Genomic DNA, 21,425 nt, shown 5'->3' with positions numbered 1-21,425 from the left:
CATTTAGCTCTATGATTTATGCAGGCTTGCCTAACAGACGGCACTCATTTCATTAGTCGAAAGCTTTGAATACTATCGTTGCGTTGTGTCCACCAAAACCTAAGCTATTACTCATGGCCACTTTTACATTCGATTTTCTTGCTTCATTTGGTACATAATCAAGGTCACAGTCTTCATCAGGTGTTTCATAGTTAATCGTAGGAGGGATTAATCCTTCTTTGATGGCTTTTATAGTAAAGATTGCCTCGACACCACCAGCGGCACCTAATAAATGACCTGTCATCGATTTCGTTGAACTTATCGCTAATTTGTATGCATGTTCACCGAATACCGATTTGGCCGCAAGCGTTTCATAACGATCATTGTAAAATGTGCTAGTACCATGTGCGTTTAAATAATCAACATCACTCGGGTTTAGTCCAGCATCATCTATCGCCATTTTCATCGCCCTTGCTGCGCCTTCTCCTTCTGCTGCTGGTTGCGTTAAATGGTAAGCATCACCGGTAGAACCATAACCGATAATTTCTGCATAGATTTTAGCACCTCGTTTTTCGGCACTTTCTAAGCTTTCTAGAACAAGGATTCCCGCACCTTCACCCATCACAAACCCATCTCGATTTTTATCGAAAGGACGTGAGGCTGTTTTCGGATCCGAATTCGTTGAGACTGCTTTAGCTGCACAGAAACCAGCTACAGCCATATTAGTAATCGGCGCCTCAGTACCTCCTGTAATCATCACGTCCGCATCGCCCCGTTGAATGACCTTAAAGGCATCACCAATTGAATTTGTTCCAGATGCACAGGCGGTAACTGAACAAGAGTTCACTCCTTTTGCACCCAAAGTAATCGATACTTGGCCAGATGCCATATCCGGAATCATCATCGGAACAAAAAACGGGCTCACTCGGCGGTATCCTTTTTCAATAAAATTATGAAATTGCTGTTCATATGTTTCCATTCCACCAATTCCAGAGCCAATCCAAACTCCAACACGCTCAGCATTTTCTTCCGTAATCTTTAAATCAGCATCTTTGACGGCCATTAATGAAGAAGCTACCGCAAATTGTGTAAAGCGATCCATTTTCCTCGCATCTTTGCGATCAACAAAATCCGTTGGCTCAAAATCCTTTACTTCACCTGAAACACTTATAGGAAAGTTCTCAGCAGGAACCCTCGTAAGAGCACCGATTCCAGATACACCCGCAACCGCTTGGCTCCATGTTGTCTCTACATCATTCCCTAATGGTGTTACAGCACCTAAACCTGTAACCACTACACGCCTTTTCTCCACAAAACTCGCTCCTTTACTTCGTTCTTCGTTCTTAACTTTATTTACCCCAAACTAAGGCTACTGCACCCCATACTAAACCACTACCAAATCCAACTAAAACAATAACATCGCCATCTTTTACTTTACCATTTTTCAGCTCATCAACTAAAGCCATAGGGATAGATGCTGAAGAGGTATTCCCGTACTTCTGAACAGATTTGGCCATTTTTTCAACCGGTAAGCCTAATCTCTCTCTCGAAGCTTCCATAATTCTTATATTTGCTTGATGGGGAACAAGGAAATCAACATCCTCTTTCGTAAGACCCGCTTTTTCAATGACATGTAAGCACGATTCACCCATTTGTCTCACAGCAAACTTAAAGACTTCACGTCCATTCATTTCTAAATAGTCTTCCTCTAATTTAATATGCATGGCTCCACGTCCATCTGCACCTAATTCAAAGGCTAAAATACCTTTATCTTCTGAAACGGGACCTAAAACAACCGCACCTGCCCCATCACCAAATAACACAGCCGTATTTCGATCATTCATGTTTGTAACGGTAGAAAGTTTCTCGACCCCGACTACTAAAATATGTTGATAAGCACCTGTTTCAATAAACTGTTGACCTGTAATCATTCCGTACATAAAACCGGCACAGGCAGCACTGACATCCATTGCCGCTGCATTTGTTGCCCCGAGTCTTTCCTGAATTAATGTAGATGTAGATGGAAAAGGCATGTCTGGAGTAACGGTCGCAACGATAATCATATCAATATCTTCCGCCGCTACTTCCGCCATTGTAAGAGCTTCCTTCGCTGCTGAAAAAGCCATATCCGATGTTTTCACATCATCACCTGCAAATCTCCGCTCCTCGATACCTGTTCTAGTACGAATCCATTCATCTGTTGTATCTAATGTTTTTTCAAAATCGGTATTTGTCACAACTTGCTCTGGCACATAGCTTCCGATGCCCCAAACTCCAGCTTTTGGCATTTACATGTTCCCCTTCCCCAATAAAACGTTCTTTCTTCACAATATTAGTACCTGATACTAATACTACATCAAAATTCAAAACCTGTCTAGGCTGTAATTAAGATGATCACCATTTGCAATTGGGCGTTTTCTTGCTCACAGACATGGTAATTTGCCCATAGACTATAGGAGTAATCTACCTTATAGGCATTTTAAAGAGGAGGGATAAAATGTCTAGAAAATCAAATGATCCAGTGCAAAGAGATATTTTTACAGATTTAATGTTTGGGCGTCCACCCGAACCGCAACCGAAAAAAAGCTCATTTACTGACTCCATCGAACAATGTATTCATTTAATTGATAAAATTAGCCCTGCCATTGAAAAGCTAGCACCACTATTAATCATAGCCCAAGCTTTAATTAGTGACAAAGGAACAGATGATTCAAACAAAAAGAAAGAGATAGAGAGTAAAAAAGATATGTAAAAAGCTATGTTTGACAAGGTTTCTAAGTACCCACTTTAACACTTAAAGAAAAGTCGCCGTGTAAAACACGGCGACTTTTCTTTAGTTATTCACTTATCTATACATAGGAAATGGATATCCTGGACCCATCTGCGGTCCGAATTGCGGACCAAATTGAGGACCAAATCCCGGGCCGTAATTAGGGCCGTAATTGGGACCAAATTGAGGACCATAATTCGGAGCCGGATAAAACGTATTGTTACCAAAACTATTAAAAAGTAAAGGGCCAACCGCTAAACCCGCGACAAACGGAAGTAGAGGAAAGAATCGTTCATCTCGATTGTGTGGGTGACGCTGCCCGCGGGCATGTGGATAATGATAGTACTGATAAGGGTAATTGGACATCAAAAACTCTCCTTCGTTATGTGTCTCTTGTTATGTTATGTCCCTTAGCCCTTTTTTGCGCTTGTCTAGTCCTTATTCGCTTTCTTCCTTTTTTAATTCATTCATGATCAAATGGAACATCTGCTCCACTTGATCCTTAATTTTTTGCTCTTCTTCGTTTTTCACTGGCATCTCTTTTAAGTAAGAGAAAGTCTCCATAAACCCTTCGATATGGCCTGTCCTAAATTGAGCAATCGCATAATAAGCAAACATTCGAACCTGAGCCGTATCACTTTCCTTCATTAAATCTATAAAAGGTTGTAACATTTCAAGTCCCTTATGATCATCTTTATTCTTAATGTACTCAATGCCCTCTGTCATTCTCTTGGCAAACGCAAGTAAATGTTCTTTTTTCTGTTCCAATTCCATCATCCTTTAAAACAAAATTAATCGATTTCCACCTCTAAACTACTATGTTTTATTAATCAAGGCAAGTAAGACACCTGTTTAAACTCACCTGTCTGAATATAGTATTGAACCATTTCCTCGATAAATAATACAACCTCCTCAGGAACCTGAGAACTATAATCACCCATACTAATCACACCATCTTGAAAATCTAATGAAAAACGCCCTGACACTAACTTCCCTTTTAAGAAAGCATCAACGACATCAACATAAACTTGATCAACATGTTGAACGGTGCTTGAAAGTACAGAGCTTTCACCTAAATCCGTTTGGTCTGAAACATAGCCTATGACATAGAGACCATCTCTTTTGCTTAATTCAATTAATTCAACATGGAATCCATCACCGATCGGATAAAGAATATCGACCGATTCTTTTTTCATAGCTTCATAAAATTCTTTTGCGGTCTCAAGATCATGCCAACTCATTACATATTCCACCGAAACGTCTATCTGTTCATTTTGAGACGCGACACCAGCAATAAATCCATTGACCTCCGGTTGCCAAGGAAATGCTGCTATAATTCCTACTTGTTCATTTTTACTCATAATCGCTGATAAAACACCTGCAAAATAACCCATTGCATACCCATCAAACGCATAGCTTGATACACGCTCACCCGTTACATCCCCATTAATCACCACAAAGTGTACTTGTGGATAATCATTTGGCAACTCAGAAAAAACCTCACTAAAGCTTTTCCCATGTCCAAAAATTAATGAAACGTGCTCGTCTACTAATTGCTTAACCGCTTGATGAATCTCAGCTTTTGTTTTTATTTCCTCTTTATAGAAAACATCAACATTAAACTGATTATGAACCGAAAGCAACCCTTCGTAACCTTGTCGATTCCAACCATGGTCGTCAATCGTATCTTCTAATAATAATCCAATATTTTGGCTATCTGCCGTACTAATAGACGTGATTGTTGATAAAAATAAGTACAAGATCATCAATATTAATATAATCAAAAGAATGCCTTTTTTACGATACAACTTATGTAACATATCAAACCCATCCTCTCTTATACAGCCATAAACAATTACTCCGTCTACTTTTCGTTCAATTTATGCTTTTTTCCTTTCTATCTTGCAATTTTTCGACATTTGTAACGGAAATGTAAACAAAAGCTTTTCGTGCTTCCTGTTCAAAAGATTGGTATAATGTATCGTAGCATTTCAAGAAATGAGGATCATTATGACATTAAAAAAGGAAATAGAATCACGTAGAACCTTTGCGATTATCTCCCACCCAGATGCCGGTAAAACGACATTAACGGAAAAATTACTTTTATTTGGTGGAGCGATTCGTGAAGCGGGTACGGTAAAAGGAAGAAAAAATAGTAAACATGCGATGAGTGATTGGATGGAAATTGAAAAGCAGCGTGGAATTTCCGTTACTAGCTCCGTGCTCGAATTTTCATATGATGGCTACCATGTCAATATTCTAGATACACCTGGTCACCAAGATTTCAGTGAAGACACCTATCGAACATTAACCGCTGCTGATTCAGCAACGATGTTAATAGATGCTGCCAAAGGGGTCGAAGCTCAAACGAAAAAGTTATTTAAAGTTTGTCGGATGAGAGGTATTCCCATTTTCACTTTTATGAACAAATTAGATCGACAAGGACGCGACCCATTTGAATTAATGGAAGAGCTCGAGAATTTACTTGGCATCCGTTCTTATCCAATGGGATGGCCTATTGGAATGGGGCAATCATTCTCAGGAGTATACGATCGTGTTGAAAAAAAACTCGAGCTTTATAACCCTGATAACCCTAAAGAAATTGATGTGATTTCTTTAAGCGGTCCCGATGATCCTAAGCTAGATGAAGCGATTAATGATGAGGGTTTAGTGGCTCAGTTCCGTGAAGAACTAGAACTGTTAGATGTTGCAGGTGATGAGTTTGATCTAGAAAAAGTGAAGAATGGTGAGCTTACGCCAATCTTTTTCGGCAGTGCGATTTCAAGCTTTGGTGTCCAAACTTACCTCGAGCACATGTTAAAGTTGGCACCTGCTCCGACTCCAAGAATGAGTACAAATGGCGAAGTGAATCCATTTGAGCATGACGGATTTTCTGGCTTTATCTTTAAAATCCAAGCGAATATGAACCCTGCCCACCGTGACCGTATTGCGTTTTTACGCATCACGTCTGGTAAGTTCGAACGTGGTATGACAGTTAAGCATGTCCGCATCGGGAAAAATTTAAAATTAGCTCAACCTACACAATTTTTAGCTCAAAGCCGTAGTTTAGTCGATGAAGCTTATGCAGGTGATATTATCGGGTTATTTGATCCAGGTAATTTACGTATTGGCGATACACTTGTCACAGGTTCAGCTTTTGAATTTGATGAAATGCCACATTTCTCTCCTGAACATTTTAATGCAATAACGGTGAAGGAAGCATTAAAGCATAAATCCTATGAAAAAGGTCTACATCAGTTGACAGAAGAAGGTGCCATTCAGCTCTTCAAAACGTACAACAGCTATGTTGAAAAGCAAATTGTTGGAGTTGTCGGTGTCCTGCAATTTGAAGTATTAGAGCACCGCCTAAAAAACGAATACCATGTTGACATCCAACTTGAAAGATTACCGTTCTCTTTTGCACGATGGGTAAACGGCGAAGAAAAAGCGATGGAGAAATTTAAAAATACGCAACGAAACCTCGTCACCGACCGCGATGGACGCATCGTCGTTTTATTTGAAAATGATTTCCAAATGCGTACAGCCATGGACAAATATCCAGAGCTTGATTTCTTTGAGAATTCGTTTGTGAAGAAGAAGTAATGAGAACGAACAAGTCCCCAATCAATTTGCGATTAGGGGCTTGGTTTCTCATACAAACATCGATTATCTCTATATAATGAGATTACTTTTGGCTCAAAAGAAAAAACCTGTCCAAAAAAAAGGATAGGATATGTTTTTCACCACCTGATAGTTGAGTAGGAAAGTGGTTAAACAATAGGGTGTAATAAGCTTTCACAGTAGCTTATCACACCCTCTATTTAATCAGAATCACTTGACCAGTTATTTTGATTCATCTGCTTTTCATGCTCTACTTGTTTTTGTATTCCTTCTTCTAAGCTTGTTTGAACTTCAAACCCTAGTAATTGCTTCGCCTTTTCAGTGGATAGTGTTGTTTTGAATCCACTCTTTGCCGTCCATTTATGCCCTAACAACTCAACCCCACGCTGCCACTCTCCTAATTTTCCCGTCGCAATGTGGAAAATTTCATTTGTATGTGATGTAGTCACACTTAACATGAATGCATCAATAACATCATCAATATATACAACATCCATTTGTGAGCGATCCATATTCGGTTGTTCAACCCCATTTAAAAATTGCTGATAAGTCATATCTGTTCGCTGAAACGGACCATATATAGTTGGCAATCGAAAAATGAGATAGGAAAGATCAAGCTCATTTGCCAATTTCATAATTAATGTTTCACTGGCTAATTTCGTTATTCCGTATGCGGTCGTGGGATTAGTGGGGGTTTTTTCAGTAATAAGTCCAGGTCTTTCCCCATATACCTGCACAGTAGAAGGAAAAATGAATCGTGACGATTTAGACATATTTTTGATGACCTCTTTCGTTAATAAAACATTGCGACTGATGACTTCCTGAAGCCTCGGCCACTTATTATCATGTTTGGTTAAGGCCGCAAAATGGAAAACAACATCTGCATCATTTATTACTTCCTTCAAATCAACCTCTTCTATTTTCTCTTCAATAAGTTTATATAAAGCATTCCTACCTAACCGCATCTGCATTTCTTCCCGTTCTTTTTGACGATCAACTTGTCTCTCATCAATCGCAATCACCTCGTATCCATTTTCCAAAAGTCTTTGGCTTAGGTGAAAACCAATAAACCCTAATCCTCCAGTAATGACAACTTTTTTCATCAAGCTCCTCCTATACTAGCAATAAAAAGAACTCAAACCCTCTCCGCCACCATTTCACAGAGAGGGTCTCAGAGCTTTTTTTCATTTTTCTTAAAAAACGACCGTACTGGTTGTTTAAAAGAGGAAAAACTTTTGCCCAACCCGTACAAACTTAATGATACTGGTAAGTTCTTTTTCACAAATTCTTGCTCGAAAGGGCGGCTATGAGAAGCAACTTTAAATCTCTTGTCTGCCATCATGTGATAAATATGAATGGGGGCACAGTCAACCCAATGTTCAAATTGAATAAATGCCTGACAATACTCTTTCGTCACATCATTTTCCTCGACTCCATGTGCCGCTGAAAGCTCTTGAATAAACCGTTTAAAAAATAGCTTACTTTGTTTTTCTTCTTGAAAAATCCGTTCCAAATAAATGCATGGATTCAAAAGGAATGCAGACCTGATTAGCTGAGGTCGCTTTTCCAGTAACTTTAGGACAACCAAAGCCCCAGCACCTTCTGCAAAGAAATGAAACTTTTCGTTTAAGATTTGTTTCTTTACTAAGTAATGATGAAGCTGTTCCATATATTCACAAGCACGCTCACTTCCCCAATGCTTTCCAAACAATTGTGAAGCAATCACTGTATAGCCTTCTTCTAATAAACTTAATAGGAACGAATGTCGTTCTGGATGCCGCTCCCAAATGCTTGAGTTTTTTTCAACTGTCCGATCATTATCCGATAAAAGGATGATTGCAAAGCCATTTGGACGCTGAGGCAAATAAACCACATTCGCTTGTTCTTCCATATGAAAATAGTGCGTGTAGACTGTCATACTCTCGCCTCTTTTTTTAATTTTAGCCCTTCTTTTTTTCATCCTTATATTACCGTATGCAGCAAGTCGAAAAGTGGAAACCGTATCTTGAGATTTCCATTGATTTTGTAGTGTTTCATGTATATGTACGCAATTAGAAAAGATGTTAGGTGATTTTTGTGTGAAAGTGTACTTAGAGGCGGTATGCTCATCTTCGAAAATCGCTCCGGGAATGGGGACACGCTCTCCACAGGCTTTTTCTGCCCGCAACCCTGAAATTCGACGTTTGCTCGGGCTTTCTCACGCTTTTTTCGCGCGCAACCCCGTGATTCCGCTTTTGCTCGCTTTTCCGCCCGCAACCCCGTGATTCGACGTTTGCTCGGGCTTTCTCACGCTTTTTCCGCCCGCAACCCCGTGATTCCGCTTTTGCTCGGGCTTTCTACTCGCTTTTCCGCCCGCAACCCCGTGATTCGACGTTTGCTCGGGCTTTCTTCCTCTTTTCTCGCCTGCAACCCTGTGATTCGACGTTTGCTCGGGCTTTCTACGCTTTTTTGGCTCGCAACCCCGTGATTCGGCTTTTGCTCGGGCTTCCTTCCGCTTTTTTGGCTCGCAACCCCGTGATTCCGCTTTTACTCGGGCTTTCTCCCGCTTTTTTGGCTCGCAACCCCAAGATTCGATTTTTGCTCGGGGTTTCTCCCTCTTTTCTCGCCCGCAACCCCGTGATTCCGCTTTTGCTCGGGCTTTCTACTCGCTATTCCGCCCGCAACCCCGTGATCCGCTTTTGCTCGGGCTTTCTCCTCTTTTTTCTGCTCGCAACCCCGTGATTCCGCTTTTGCTCGGGCTTTCTTCCTCTTTTCTCGCCTGCAACCCCGAGATTCGATTTTTGCTCGGGCTTTCTCCCTCTTTTCTCGCCCCCAACCCCGTGATTCCGCTTTTGCTCGGGCTTTCTACTCGCTTTTCCGCTCGCAAGCCCGTGATTCGACGTTTGCTCGGGCTTTCTCCCTCTTTTCTCGCCTGCAACCCCGAGATTCGATTTTTTCTCCGCATTGCGCCAACATTTTCTTCCGCTTTGTTGCGTATCTTCGTTTTCGGGGCTTCCTCCGACTTTTTCCGCCCCCACCTCCGCGAACCCGATTTTCTCTTTATATACCCAAAAAAAGCTGCAACGATCCGTTGTTCTCAACGTATCATTACAGCTTTTATCGCTTGTTATGGTTTTCTTTTTGGTGTCCATTTTCGATTGTGATTGGTTGTATCTGGAAACTTATCACCTGCGTGTAATCTGACTGAGCGAGGCTTTGTTACTGGACTACCAGTCTCACCTATCTCTACATAAATCCCATTGTTTGGAGCTTTTTGCCCCGGTTCAAACTGACGGTTTTGTCCCATGATTTCCCCTCCTTTTGCTTAGCTTTTCCTAAGAAAAGAAAATCATGAGTCTTTTAACGAATAAGTGAAGCTAGGATCGCTTTTTGAGCATGAAGGCGATTTTCAGCCTGATCATAAATGACAGAATGCCCCCCATCTATAATGGTATCAGATACCTCTTCTCCACGATGTGCTGGTAAGCAATGTAAGAAAAGAAAGTCTTGTTTAGCGTGCTGTACTAACTCTTCATTAACTTGATAAGCTTTTAAAGCTTGCTCCCTTTCGTGTTGTTCAGCTTCAAATCCCATACTAGCCCAAACATCGGTATAAATGACATCCGCATCTTTTACTGCCTCTTTTGGATCTGTACACAATGAGATTGTCGCACCGGTTTCATTTGCTGCGTCTTGTACTTTAGCGAAAATAACCGGATCAACCTCATATCCTTTTGGTGTACTAACAACAACGTCCATCCCAACCTTAGCACCTGCTGCTAGTAAAGAGTGTGCGACATTATTACCATCACCAACGTAAACAAGCTTTAAACCAGCTAACTTCCCTTTATGTTCGAGTACCGTTAATAAATCAGCCATCGCTTGACAAGGATGATAAAGGTCTGTTAAAGCATTAATGACCGGTACAGACGAATATTGGGCAAATTCCTCAACGGTTTCATGAGAATTGGTACGAATCATAATTGCATCCACATATCTCGCTAAAACATTGGCCGTATCTTTAATAGGTTCTCCACGACCTATTTGTAAGTCACGTGGACTTAAAAATAAGGCATGTCCGCCAAGCTGAGTCATTCCGACTTCAAAAGATACGCGCGTTCTAGTTGAGGCATTCTCAAAAATCATCCCTAATGATTTCCCTTGCAACATTGGAGTTTGTTCACCTTGCTTTTGTTTCGCTTTAAGGTCAATCGCAACTTCTAATAAGTGCTTTATTTGTTGTGGTGAATAATCCAATAACGTTAAAAAGTCCAAACCCTTTAAATCAATTTCACTTTTCTCAATCGTCTGCTCCATAAATTTCCCACTCCTTGTTCTTATTTTTATACGGTAACTTGTTTATTGGTTTGTAACCATTCCTGTAAAGAGCGTAATGTCTCCCGGTCATTCTTTCGCCCTTTTATCATCGCATCCAATGTTGTCAATTCTGTAATGACCGTCAATCGTTGTTTTAATGCTTCTTTCCGGTTTTCACTTCCTGTTTTGAAACCAGGCTTCGGTAAAGATATTAAGGCGACAGCTTCATCATTTTGTAACCATGTCTCAAAATCATCTTCAACAAAACTAAATCCATGTTTTAATAGGGTCTCTTTATACTTGTTCATTTCCTCTGAATAAATAGAATCAATATCCAAATAAATGATACCACTTTGCTTATACAGTGCAGGGACCTGTGCTTGTGTCCAAGTAAACGCCTTATAAAAAGCCTCATTCAGATGATCACTGATACTAATCAATTCTCCCGTTGATTTCATTTCTGCTTCTAAAATCGGATCAACCCCTGCAAGCTTTTGGTATGAAAAGATCGGTGCTTTTACCGTATAAAAACTTGTCGGTTCAACGATGGAACGCTCTTTTCCAATTTCTTTTAATGATTTTCCTAATAAAAGTTGGACTGTATCGTGAATGAAAGGCTCATTATATACCTTACTCAGAATAGGAACCGTCCTTGAAGCCCGAGGATTAATTTCAATCACATAAATTTGACCGTCAAACATAACAAATTGAATGTTAAAAATACCTTTAAAATCAATGCCTTGAGCAATTTTTCTCGTATAATCTTGTACTTGTTCTAACACACTGGTTGTTAAAGTAGGAGGTGGTGTCACGGCGATACTATCTCCAGAGTGGACACCAGCTTTCTCAATATGTTCAAATACACCTGCGATATAAATATCTGTTCCATCTGAAAGGGCATCAACTTCAAATTCAATACCAGGATAATACGCATCAATCAAAAGAGGGAAAGCCACTTCATTTTGCGGATTTTGTAAAAATCGATTCATGTCATGTTCGCCTGTAAAAATCATCATTCCTTGACCGCCAATTACATAGGAAGGCCTTATTAAAACTGGAAAACCAACCTGTTCTGCCTTCTGTAAAGCATCTTGATGGTCATAAGCGGTTTCACCAGGAATATGAGGGACTTTCACTTGTTGCATAAAATCATAAAATAAACCTCGATCCTCAAGTCGATCAATCGTTAACTGGTTCGTTCCAAATAATTTCACTCCTGCTTTTTCCAACCCTTCTACAAGAGAGATGGCCGTTTGTCCTCCTAATTGAACAATTACACCCTCCACTTGCTCCAATTCAACAACGGATAGAACATCTTCAACCGTTAAAGGTTCAAAATATAAACGGTCGGCTGTTGCATAATCGGTACTCACCGTCTCCGGGTTATTATTCATAATAATCGCTTCATAACCAAGCTTTCGCAAACTAATTGCACCATGAACAGAGCTATAATCAAATTCTATACCTTGACCTATTTTTATCGGTCCAGAACCTATAATTAATATTTTTTTATGTTGACTTGGAATTGCATCATTTTCACCTGACCAACTGGAGTAGAAATAAGCCGTTGAAGCTAAAAACTCTCCTGCACACGTATCAACCATCTTGTAAGAAGGGATGATCCCCAGCTCTTTACGCTTTTTGCGAACATCGCTTTCATCTACCGTCCAAGCAACTGCTAATTGTTCATCTGAGAATCCGTATTTTTTATACCTTTTTAAAGCATCTCCAGTAACAAGATCAAATGAATCCTTTTCTATTTCCTTCTCCATCCCAACAAGACGTTCATAAGCCGCTAAATAGTAATGGTTAATACCTGTTTTTTCGTGAAGTTCTTTTTTCGTTATCCCTCGACGTAAAAGTTCCAACATCGCAAAAAAACGGCGGTCATCGGCCTGTTGAACAACTTGCCATAACTCTTGATTGTTCCAGCCATTTAAACTTGTTAATGTTAATCCCTTTGTTTTCATTCCTAATGAACGCACCGCTTTTTGCAACCCTGCTTCTAAATTACGCTCAATCGCCATTACTTCTCCCGTTGCTTTCATCTGTGTCCCTAGCTTGCGATCAGCATGAATGAACTTATCAAATGGCCATCGTGGGAACTTAACAATCACATAATCTAAGGCAGGCTCAAAGCTCGCATACGTATGGCCAGTTACGGGATTTAAAAGTTCATGTAAGTGATAACCTAAGCTTAATTTCGCTGCCATTCGTGCAATCGGATAACCTGTTGCTTTCGATGCTAATGCCGAAGACCGACTAACACGTGGATTCACTTCAATTAAATAATACTGCTTACTGTGTGGATCTAAAGCAAATTGAATATTACATCCGCCAACGATACCTAAAGCACGAATGATTTTTAATGAAACGGAACGAAGCATTTGATATTCAACATCTGTTAATGTTTGTGAAGGTGCCACGACGATTGAATCACCCGTATGTACACCTACTGGATCAATATTTTCCATGTTACATACAGTGATACATGTATCATTACTATCTCGCATAACCTCATATTCAATTTCTTTGAAGCCTGCGATACTTTTTTCAATTAAGCATTGCTGTATTGGACTTAATGCTAAGCCACCTTTAATAATTTGCCTTAATTCTGTTTGATCATCCGCAATTCCACCACCTGCACCACCTAATGTATAAGCAGGTCTGACGATAATAGGGTAACCAACCAATTCAGCAAAAGCTAAAGCCTCTTCAACCGTCGTGACAATTTCACTTTCTGGGACTGGTTCATTTAACTCATTCATTAATGCCCGAAACAATTCACGATCTTCCCCTTTTTTGATCGAATCAATCGGTGTTCCTAGCAATTCAATTTGATGCTTAGCTAGAATTCCTTGATCATGTAAGGCAAGAGCTAAATTTAAACCAGTTTGACCTCCTAACGTTGCTAAGATTCCATCTGGTTTTTCTTTTGTCATGATTTTTTCAACCGTTTCAACCGTAAGTGGTTCAAAATAAACGACATCCGCACAAGCTTCATCCGTCATCACCGTAGCTGGATTATTATTGATTAATACAACCTCGACTCCTTCTTCTCTTAACGCCAAGCATGCTTGTGTCCCTGCATAATCAAATTCAGCAGCCTGCCCAATGACAATTGGCCCTGAGCCAATCACAAGCACTTTTTTTATCTCTATCTGTTTAGGCATACAACTTCTCTCTCCCTTTTAACTTCACCATACTCACAAACGTTTCAAACATTTTCTCACTATCGCTCGGTCCAGGATGAGCCTCCGGATGAAACTGCATCGATAAAATCGGTAATGTCTTATGCTCCAACCCTTCAATGGAACCATCATTAATATTGTAGAACCTTGCTTTAAGAGCTGTTTGAGTAAGACTTTCTTCATTCACAACATAACTGTGATTTTGTGAAGTCATATACACCTTATTCGTCACTTCGTCCAAAACAGGTTGGTTGGCTCCTCTATGACCAAAGCGCAACTTCTCTGTATCAGCTCCAAAAGCAAGGGCTAGCAACTGATGTCCTAAACAAATACCTAAAGTTGGGTACGTCTCTGCGAGCGTTTTAATCGTCTCCAAGTAAGGTGTCAATAGCTTAGGGTTACCCGGGCCATTGGATAACAATATTCCATCTGGCTTAATCTGTGCGATTTCCGATTCCATTTTTGTGTAAGGAATCACGGTTACTTGACAATTCAATTTTACTAACATATCGACCATTGACTTTTTGTACCCGAAATCGATTAAGACAATATGCTCTTTACCTTCACCAAATGTTAACACCTCTTTGGTAACGACTTGCGAAACAACATCTTTCTCTTCTAGAGGCTTAGTTTGAGTGAAATCAACGCTATCTAGATTTGTCGTCATAATCGCTCTCATATCACCATGTTCGCGAATCCGTTTCACAATCGCTCTCGTATCTACATTGGTTATTAATGGCATATTCGCAAAACGGCAACCTGATTCTAATGAATGGTTGGCTTCATAATGGAAAGCTGCTTGTGATAACTCACTTACAATTAACGCTTCCGCCTGAGGTTTTATACTTTCAAAATCACCTTCATTCAAGCCGTAATTACCAATTAACGGATAAGTGAAAACAACCATTTGCCCTTTAAATGATGGATCACTTAATACCTCTTGATATCCAGTCATCCCTGTAAAGAATACGATTTCTGCATGAATATCACCGTCTACCTCTCCAATAATATCTCCTTTAAAAATATCTCCAGTTTCTAATACAATATATCCTTTCATGACTTCTCCTCCACCAAAACGAATCTTTATTCTTTTACAAGTATGTTTATTCATTCAGAACCAAAATAATAAGCTTTCCTCAGCTTTTTTTTGGTCAACATGTATAGATATTAAGAAACCGATATCTCCTTTTTCGATTCATTCATTGATTGTTTTATAATTTGCACGGCTTTATTTAAGTCTTGTTCACTTACATTGATAGGTGGTAGTAAGCGAATGACATTCAGACCAGCTGGCAAAACGAGTAAACCGTGTCGGCGTATTTTCGTAATCACTTCATTGACAGGTCCGCTACACGCTATCCCAATTAGAAAACCTAAGCCCCGAACCTCATTTACAAATGAATGGTCCATTAATTCTTCACGTAAAACATGTTTCCATTTCGTCGCTTTTTCTTTAATTTCCTGAAAATCTTGTGCTAGTAATTCTTCTAATACGGCTTTAGCTGCCGTCATTGCGAGTGGATTACCTCCAAACGTCGAACCATGTGAACCTGCTTGAAAAGCATCATTTAAATGGGCTTTGCCTAACATAGCTCCTACTGGAAAACCGTTTCCTAACCCTTTTGCTAATGTCACAATATCTGGGGATAAACCAAATTGCTCATAAGCAAAAAATGAACCTGTGCGACCAATTCCAGTTTGAACCTCATCGATGATCAGCAAGATTTCTTTTTCTTTTGTCAACTCAATTAAAGCTTTTGCAAAGCTGGGTTCTAATACCCTTACGCCACCTTCACCTTGAACAACTTCAATCATAATCGCCGCTACGTCATCATTCACCTTTTTTAATAAAGTCTCCGTATCATTAAAAGGGCTATAATCAAAACTCGATAAGAGCGGGCCAAATCCACCGTGAATTTTCTCTTGACCTGTTGCAGACATCGTCGCAAACGTTCGTCCGTGAAAAGAATCTTTCATCGAGATAATTTTATGTTTCCCTGTTGCCTTACGAGCTAATTTAATCGCGGCTTCATTTGCCTCTGCTCCACTATTACAGAAAAAGACATGGTCACATACACTGTGTTCCGTTAGGATTTTGGCGACTTCCTCTTGTTGCTTAATCTGAAATAAGTTTGAACTATGCCATAAAAGATCAAGCTGGTCTTTGACAGCCTTTGTAATCGTCGGATGACAATGTCCGAAATTGTTAACCGCTATACCTTGCACAAAATCTAAATACTCTTTTCCTTCTGTATCGATTAAATAACTTCCTTGCCCTTTGGCAACCTCTACTTCCCATTTGTTATAAGTTGAAAACAATGAACTCATCTACGACCACCCTTTAAGACGCTGTTGTGGCGACTTGTTTTTTTATAATTTTTGTACCGTATAAAGTTCCATTTGAAATGAGGCTTGAGCCTTTCCCATTCATAATCCACACCGATTGCAAGGAACCTGTTAAGCTTTGTACGGCAGCCTTCACCTTTGGGATCATGCCGCCATAAATTGTACCATCACTCATAAAAGCTTCAATTTCTTCAGAAGTAATCGTCGGCACTAACTGCTCATCCTTTAAAATTCCATCAACATCTGTCACAAAAACAAGCTCTTCTGCCCCTAGCTTTGAAGCGATACTAGCCGCGGCACTATCTGCGTTAATATTATATCGTTGTCCCGATACACCGATCCCAATCGGTGCAATTACAGGTATATAACCTTGATGCAGCAAATGAACCAATAAATCTGTGTTAATTTGTATCGGCTCTCCTACAAAGCCGAACTTCTCTTCATCTACTGCTTCCGCAACAATTAGTTGACCGTCACTACCTGATAAACCAATCGATTTTGCTCCAACGCTTTGTAACTTACGCGTCAATTGCTTATTCATCTTTCCGCAAAGCACCATTTCTGCCGTATCTAATACCTCTTCTGTTGTTTTTCGTAAACCGTCTATAAAAGTTGAAGGAATTTCAAGTTTGGTAAGCATTTCGTTAATGGCTGGCCCGCCACCATGGACAATAATCGGGTGTTTACCCGACATCTGAAGTTGCTTAATACTCTCAAAAAAGGAATCTGTTAGCTCTGTAATTGTACTACCTCCACATTTCACAACAACGATTGAATTCATCAAATCTCTCCTCCTTTTGTATGAAAGTTAGTGCGAACATAAAGCGTTAATCGTCGCTACATAATGACCACTTTGTGCAGATACTCCGAGGTTTGGGCTCAGTATCTTCACGATTCCTTATGAACCTTAAGGTGGCGATAGCAGACTTTCATCTTTGTTGGTGGTGGAGCGGTTTTGGCCCCGACATCAGCGTATTATATGGATAAATAGTTATGTTCTGTAACCTGCATTAATTCGTACGTAGTCATAGGTTAAGTCACAGCCCCAAGCCTTCCCAAACCCTTGACCATTGTGTAAATTGACGGTAATCAAAATTTGTTCATTTTCTAAATAATGTGTAGCTTCTTCTTCCAAAAAAGGAACAGGTTGACTGTTCACTAAGGTATCGATTTCACCTAATTTAATATCAATCGTTTCTGGATTAATTTCACAGCCACTATAACCAATCGCACAAATGATTCTTCCCCAGTTTGCATCCGTCCCATACACCGCGGTTTTCACAAGGTCAGAACCGACGATTTGTTTCGCTACCTTTCCCGCTTCCTCATCTGAAATGGCACCATGTACTTGAACTTCAATAAGTTTCGTCGCCCCTTCACCATCTCGGGCAATTTGCTTCGCTAACGATTCACACGTCAATTTTAATGCCTGATAGAAAATCTCCCAATCTGGATGTGCCGGCGTTAATGTCTCGTGATTAGCTAAGCCTGAAGCCATCACCATCGCCATATCATTTGTAGAAGTATCACCATCAACAGTAATTCGATTAAAGGTTTCATTCGTAATTTGTAAAAGAGCTTGTTGCAAAATTTCTGGTTCAATTTTGGCATCTGTTGTGATAAAAGAAAGCATTGTTGCCATATTTGGATGAATCATACCCGAACCTTTCGCAACTCCTCCGATGGAGACGCTCTCTCCCTCTACTTGTATTTGATAACAAGCTTGTTTATTCATCGTATCCGTCGTCAAGATTGCTTCATTAAACAAAACACCATCATCGTAGCTACCACCTAACTCAAGCTGCTCAATACCTGCTCTGATTTTGTCCATTTGCATATATTCACCAATGACTCCCGTAGATGTCACGGCTACCAAATGTTCTTCGCAAGCAAACTTTTTTGCACTCAATGCTCTCATTTCATAAGCATCTTCTAAGCCTTGCTTTCCTGTACAAGCATTTGCATTTCCACTATTAACTACGAGTGCTTGAATTTTACCTTCTTTAGCAATGCTCTCCTTCGTAACTTGTAATGGAGCCGCTTGTATTTTATTTAATGTATAAACAGCGGCTGTGCTTGCCGGAACCTCACAGACGATCGCTCCTAAGTCCAATCTTTTTCGTTTAACACCAGAATGAATCGCTGCTGCTTGAAAGCCAATTGGTGTTAAGATTCCGCCATCTACTTTTTCTATGATTTGTTTTTCTTTACTTAAAGTTTTCACTACATGCACTCCTTTATGGATAAACCGGAACAATCTTCAAACCTGCCTGCTCATCCCAGCCGTTCATAATATTTAAGTTTTGAATCGATTGACCCGCTGCCCCTTTAACAACATTATCAATAACGGAAATGACGGTTATTCTTTGCGTTCGTTCATCAAAACCGATACCAATATCACAATAATTACTGCCGTACACCTCTTTAGTCGCTGGAAATACTCCCTCTGGTCGCACTCTGACAAAAGGTGCCGACTGATAACTTTCGTTATATAGAGTACGCAGGTCTTGTTCTGTCAACCCTTCGTTCGCCTGTACATAAATCGTGGCCATAATCCCTCTTACCATCGGTACTAGGTGTGGTTGAAAGGTAATCGGTGCAACTTGTTCATCCCAGCCCTTTAGTACTTGTTCAATTTCTGGTATATGTTTATGCTTATTGATTTGATAAGCCTTAAAGTTCTCATTCATTTCACTAAAATGTGTCATCGCACTCGGACTACGTCCTGCCCCAGAAGTTCCCGATTTTGCATCAATAATTATAGAATCCAGTTGAATCAGATTATGCTTTATTAATGGGGCTAACCCAAGCAAAGTAGCTGTAGGGTAGCAGCCTGGATTGGAAATAACAGTTGCTTCTTTGATTTGCTCTTTGTTCCATTCTGGCAACCCATAAACAGCACGATCGATTATAGCTTGACTAGCAGCCTCTCTTTTATACCAAGACTGATAGAGTTCGCGGTTCTTCAGACGTAAATCACCTGATAAATCAATAATCTGTAAACCTAAGTTTGCAAGCTCTAAAGAGAGGTTTGCTGAAACTCCTGGTGGTGTGGCAAAAAAGACCGCATCTACCTGTTCTGCCATTTTCTCTGTATGAATATCTTCTAATCTTTGTTCATAAATTCCTGATAAATGTGGATAGGATTCATGAATATTCATACCTTCCTGCGAAGATGAATATACGACGATTTCATTTATTTCTGGATGCTGATGAAGCAACCTTAGCAAATCTGAACCACCGTATCCTGTTGCTCCAACAATTCCAATTCTCATTTTTTTCTCTCCCATTCATTCACAACTCTTTTTTTGATCTTGGTAACATTATAAATATGAATAAAAATAAATTCAACTGTATTTTTATTTTATTTCAAATAAATTAGAAAAGACTATTTTTTGTTTATATTTACCAAAAAATAAAAAACTGCCTCAAAAGTCATTTTAGACTCTTAAGACAGTTTTTTTATTCATTCATGAACAGTGGATACCTCACACATCAAATATACATAAATATGCAATATGTATACCATTATCATGACAGACGTGAACAAGTCATTTGGTATTTACTACCAACCTACATTATAACTCTTGCTCAATTACTTTGATAATATCTTCAATAATAGGCTCCTGCTGTGGTTGCATGCCGTTGTAACTCCGAATGACCTGACCTTCCTTGTTGATTAAGAAAAATCTTGTTGAATGACCAATGTCTGAACCATCTGGGTAAGGCTGTACAGGTTGCTTAAATCCTTCTACTGAGAATTCCATGATTTCTTTCTGATCATAACCCGATAAGAAATGCCATGTCTCCAAATTGGCTCCAACATTTGTGCCATAATTTTTTAGGTGTTCAGGCGTATCTCTTTCAGGATCAACCGTAAAAGTTACAAACTGTATGTCCACACCTTCTTCTTCAAGTGCTTTTTGCAAATGTAACATATTCGGTGTCATCACCGGGCAGACAGTCGTACAAAACGTAAAAACCATATTGGCTAAATAATAGTTGTCTGCTAAATCCTCACTACCAAACGATTCTCCTTCTTGATTGGTAAAGGTGAAACTAGGTATATGTGCGTCATATTTCGCATAATCATATTCATCATTAAGCTCCGAGCCACCTAGCTCATATATCCAACCACAACCCGAAAGTAGAAGGACGCCTAGTAAAACAATCCATGCATGTTTCATACTGAATTCCCCTTTTATTCCGTTCTCATTTGAGATGGAATATCACTAATTGTCAATTCTCCGTCTTGCTGTTTCTCTTTTCTTAACCACTCTTTAAAAACATAAGCGATCGTAATCCCGTAAATAATTTCTTGCATAATCTTCATCAAAACACCTGCAAGCTGTTGGTCCATTCTAGTTTCAAGAAACGAAAATGATTGAGGGCCACTAAACATATCATATGGTATTGTTGCTCCTGCTGGTAAACAGTAAGCCATTGCATTAGCCCACACTGCTGGATTTGTATACGTCTCATACATCGCATTTGGTGCAAAAATAATCAGTGCACAAGCAGGTGTAATTAATAGACCATTCAAGAAAATATAAAGAATTCGTTTTAAATCAGATAAATAACTATAGTTCGGCAATGGCTGAATCATAAACCACCACATTAGAAACGCTGCAAAAAACAAGCCATATTGATAGAAGCTATGTAAGACCGGATTTTGCATAAGACTGTCAAACATAAACGGTACATGATAAAATGAAAATAATCCATTAAATAAAAATAATGCCATAATAGGGTTCCAAATAAAAACCAATGGTTTTGTCACTTTCCATTGCTTTATTTTATTGACAATCGCTTCTAGGAACCACTTGGGTAAGGCAAGTAATAATAATGGGACCGAAATAATATACGCAAAGATCATTTGAGCCATATGTATCGTTATCATTAAATGACCGGCGATATATAACGGACTACCCCAACCAAGATATAAAGCAATCATAAAAAGGGCAAAATATATTTTCTTTCTAAAAGGGACAGGCTCGGCACCTTTAAAACGGGATCGCCATTTTGTAATAAGCATACCATACAAAAATGCAACGATAAGTAAACCAACGATTAATTCAGGTGTCCATAGAGCACGCCACGTAAAAGTCGTAAATAATGAATCCATAGGGTGAACCTCCTATATATGAAAAAATGACTTATCTCTAAAAGAGAATTATATGAATAAAAGATGCCGATGCAAGCCAAAGCAACCCTACGGCACC

Annotated in this window: 23 protein-coding genes; 6 read left to right on the top strand and 17 right to left on the bottom strand. The window is 39.6% G+C overall.

Annotated elements, in window-relative coordinates; all coding sequences use genetic code 11:
• Positions 1–52: 52 nt before the first annotated feature.
• Together fabF and PQ479_RS11560 are read right to left on the bottom strand one after the other, a co-directional pair.
• A complete protein-coding gene (gene fabF / locus PQ479_RS11565; protein ID WP_047990470.1) occupies positions 53–1,291 on the bottom strand; it encodes a beta-ketoacyl-ACP synthase II in 1,239 nt (412 codons plus the stop codon).
• 37 nt (positions 1,292–1,328) lie between these two features.
• On the bottom strand, positions 1,329–2,267 hold the full coding sequence (locus PQ479_RS11560; RefSeq protein ID WP_047990469.1) for a beta-ketoacyl-ACP synthase III: 939 nt from the start codon (positions 2,265–2,267) through the stop codon (positions 1,329–1,331).
• A 209-nt stretch (positions 2,268–2,476) separates the two neighbouring features.
• Between PQ479_RS11560 and PQ479_RS11555 the strand changes: the two genes are divergently transcribed.
• Positions 2,477–2,731, top strand: a complete 255-nt coding sequence (locus PQ479_RS11555) for a hypothetical protein (protein ID WP_047990468.1) — start codon at positions 2,477–2,479, stop codon at positions 2,729–2,731.
• A gap of 93 nt (positions 2,732–2,824) precedes the next feature.
• On the opposite strand, the gene PQ479_RS11550 is transcribed toward PQ479_RS11555, so the two are convergent.
• The 3 genes from PQ479_RS11550 to PQ479_RS11540 all read right to left on the bottom strand — a co-directional run bounded on the left by PQ479_RS11550 (position 2,825) and on the right by PQ479_RS11540 (position 4,569).
• The gene (locus PQ479_RS11550; protein WP_047990467.1) at positions 2,825–3,115 is read right to left on the bottom strand and encodes a hypothetical protein; all 291 of its coding nucleotides are present in this window, start codon (positions 3,113–3,115) and stop codon (positions 2,825–2,827) included.
• Positions 3,116–3,187: 72 nt separating this feature from the next.
• The gene (locus tag PQ479_RS11545; RefSeq protein WP_273716993.1) at positions 3,188–3,517 is read right to left on the bottom strand and encodes a hypothetical protein; all 330 of its coding nucleotides are present in this window, start codon (positions 3,515–3,517) and stop codon (positions 3,188–3,190) included.
• Positions 3,518–3,579: 62 nt separating this feature from the next.
• Positions 3,580–4,569: a BMP family ABC transporter substrate-binding protein gene (locus PQ479_RS11540; protein ID WP_273716992.1), complete on the bottom strand. Its 990-nt coding sequence runs from the start codon at positions 4,567–4,569 to the stop codon at positions 3,580–3,582.
• Between the two features lie 190 nt (positions 4,570–4,759).
• On the opposite strand from PQ479_RS11540, the gene PQ479_RS11535 reads away from it, so the two are divergent.
• A complete protein-coding gene (locus PQ479_RS11535; protein WP_047990465.1) occupies positions 4,760–6,352 on the top strand; it encodes a peptide chain release factor 3 in 1,593 nt (530 codons plus the stop codon).
• A 218-nt stretch (positions 6,353–6,570) separates the two neighbouring features.
• On the opposite strand, the gene PQ479_RS11530 is transcribed toward PQ479_RS11535, so the two are convergent.
• Positions 6,571–7,473, bottom strand: coding sequence for an NAD-dependent epimerase/dehydratase family protein (locus PQ479_RS11530; RefSeq protein WP_047990464.1), 903 nt, complete (start codon positions 7,471–7,473; stop codon positions 6,571–6,573).
• A 68-nt stretch (positions 7,474–7,541) separates the two neighbouring features.
• On the bottom strand, positions 7,542–8,288 hold the full coding sequence (locus PQ479_RS11525) for an alpha/beta hydrolase (protein WP_047990463.1): 747 nt from the start codon (positions 8,286–8,288) through the stop codon (positions 7,542–7,544).
• 160 nt (positions 8,289–8,448) lie between these two features.
• Between PQ479_RS11525 and PQ479_RS11520 the strand changes: the two genes are divergently transcribed.
• The 4 genes from PQ479_RS11520 to PQ479_RS11505 are packed head-to-tail and all read left to right on the top strand — an operon-like array spanning position 8,449 to position 9,513.
• Entirely contained in the window at positions 8,449–8,634 is a 186-nt protein-coding gene (locus PQ479_RS11520; protein ID WP_273716991.1) for a hypothetical protein, read from the top strand.
• A gap of 8 nt (positions 8,635–8,642) precedes the next feature.
• Positions 8,643–8,837: a hypothetical protein gene (locus tag PQ479_RS11515; RefSeq protein WP_273716990.1), complete on the top strand. Its 195-nt coding sequence runs from the start codon at positions 8,643–8,645 to the stop codon at positions 8,835–8,837.
• The gene (locus tag PQ479_RS11510) at positions 8,819–9,091 is read left to right on the top strand and encodes a hypothetical protein (protein ID WP_273716989.1); all 273 of its coding nucleotides are present in this window, start codon (positions 8,819–8,821) and stop codon (positions 9,089–9,091) included. The genes PQ479_RS11515 and PQ479_RS11510 overlap by 19 nt, the downstream gene beginning before the upstream one ends.
• Positions 9,049–9,513 carry a hypothetical protein gene (locus PQ479_RS11505; protein WP_273716988.1) on the top strand — a complete coding sequence of 155 codons (465 nt, stop codon included), beginning with the start codon at positions 9,049–9,051 and terminating at the stop codon, positions 9,511–9,513. Before PQ479_RS11510 ends, PQ479_RS11505 begins: the two co-directional genes overlap by 43 nt.
• Here the strand turns inward: PQ479_RS11505 and PQ479_RS11500 are convergent.
• The 10 genes from PQ479_RS11500 to ctaG form a co-directional block, all read right to left on the bottom strand.
• Positions 9,477–9,656, bottom strand: a complete 180-nt coding sequence (locus tag PQ479_RS11500) for a YjzC family protein (RefSeq protein ID WP_047990461.1) — start codon at positions 9,654–9,656, stop codon at positions 9,477–9,479. The genes PQ479_RS11505 and PQ479_RS11500 overlap by 37 nt on opposite strands.
• A gap of 53 nt (positions 9,657–9,709) precedes the next feature.
• Complete coding sequence (gene argF / locus PQ479_RS11495) at positions 9,710–10,666, bottom strand: ornithine carbamoyltransferase (protein WP_047990460.1); 957 nt, start codon at positions 10,664–10,666, stop codon at positions 9,710–9,712.
• 26 nt (positions 10,667–10,692) lie between these two features.
• Positions 10,693–13,839 carry a carbamoyl phosphate synthase large subunit gene (locus PQ479_RS11490; protein ID WP_047990459.1) on the bottom strand — a complete coding sequence of 1,049 codons (3,147 nt, stop codon included), beginning with the start codon at positions 13,837–13,839 and terminating at the stop codon, positions 10,693–10,695.
• Complete coding sequence (locus tag PQ479_RS11485) at positions 13,832–14,914, bottom strand: carbamoyl phosphate synthase small subunit (protein ID WP_047990458.1); 1,083 nt, start codon at positions 14,912–14,914, stop codon at positions 13,832–13,834. Before PQ479_RS11485 ends, PQ479_RS11490 begins: the two co-directional genes overlap by 8 nt.
• Before the next feature lie 110 nt (positions 14,915–15,024).
• Positions 15,025–16,185 (bottom strand): acetylornithine transaminase, encoded by a 1,161-nt coding sequence (locus PQ479_RS11480; protein WP_047990457.1) that lies wholly within the window; start codon positions 16,183–16,185, stop codon positions 15,025–15,027.
• Positions 16,186–16,198: 13 nt separating this feature from the next.
• Positions 16,199–16,984 carry an acetylglutamate kinase gene (gene argB, locus PQ479_RS11475; RefSeq protein WP_047990456.1) on the bottom strand — a complete coding sequence of 262 codons (786 nt, stop codon included), beginning with the start codon at positions 16,982–16,984 and terminating at the stop codon, positions 16,199–16,201.
• A 210-nt stretch (positions 16,985–17,194) separates the two neighbouring features.
• Positions 17,195–18,427 carry a bifunctional ornithine acetyltransferase/N-acetylglutamate synthase gene (gene argJ / locus PQ479_RS11470; RefSeq protein WP_047990455.1) on the bottom strand — a complete coding sequence of 411 codons (1,233 nt, stop codon included), beginning with the start codon at positions 18,425–18,427 and terminating at the stop codon, positions 17,195–17,197.
• A gap of 13 nt (positions 18,428–18,440) precedes the next feature.
• Positions 18,441–19,478 (bottom strand): N-acetyl-gamma-glutamyl-phosphate reductase, encoded by a 1,038-nt coding sequence (gene argC / locus PQ479_RS11465; protein WP_047990521.1) that lies wholly within the window; start codon positions 19,476–19,478, stop codon positions 18,441–18,443.
• Positions 19,479–19,781: 303 nt separating this feature from the next.
• Positions 19,782–20,390 (bottom strand): SCO family protein, encoded by a 609-nt coding sequence (locus tag PQ479_RS11460; RefSeq protein ID WP_047990454.1) that lies wholly within the window; start codon positions 20,388–20,390, stop codon positions 19,782–19,784.
• Positions 20,391–20,404: 14 nt separating this feature from the next.
• Positions 20,405–21,328 carry a cytochrome c oxidase assembly factor CtaG gene (gene ctaG / locus PQ479_RS11455; protein ID WP_047990453.1) on the bottom strand — a complete coding sequence of 308 codons (924 nt, stop codon included), beginning with the start codon at positions 21,326–21,328 and terminating at the stop codon, positions 20,405–20,407.
• Positions 21,329–21,425: the final 97 nt, after the last annotated feature.

Origin of the sequence: Alkalihalobacillus pseudalcaliphilus, from assembly GCF_028610675.1 — a bacterium.
Classification (GTDB): domain Bacteria; phylum Bacillota; class Bacilli; order Bacillales; family Bacillaceae_D; genus Alkalihalobacillus; species Alkalihalobacillus pseudalcaliphilus.
The sequence above is the reverse complement of the archived record's forward strand: the minus strand, read 5'-3'. Positions and strand labels throughout refer to the sequence as shown.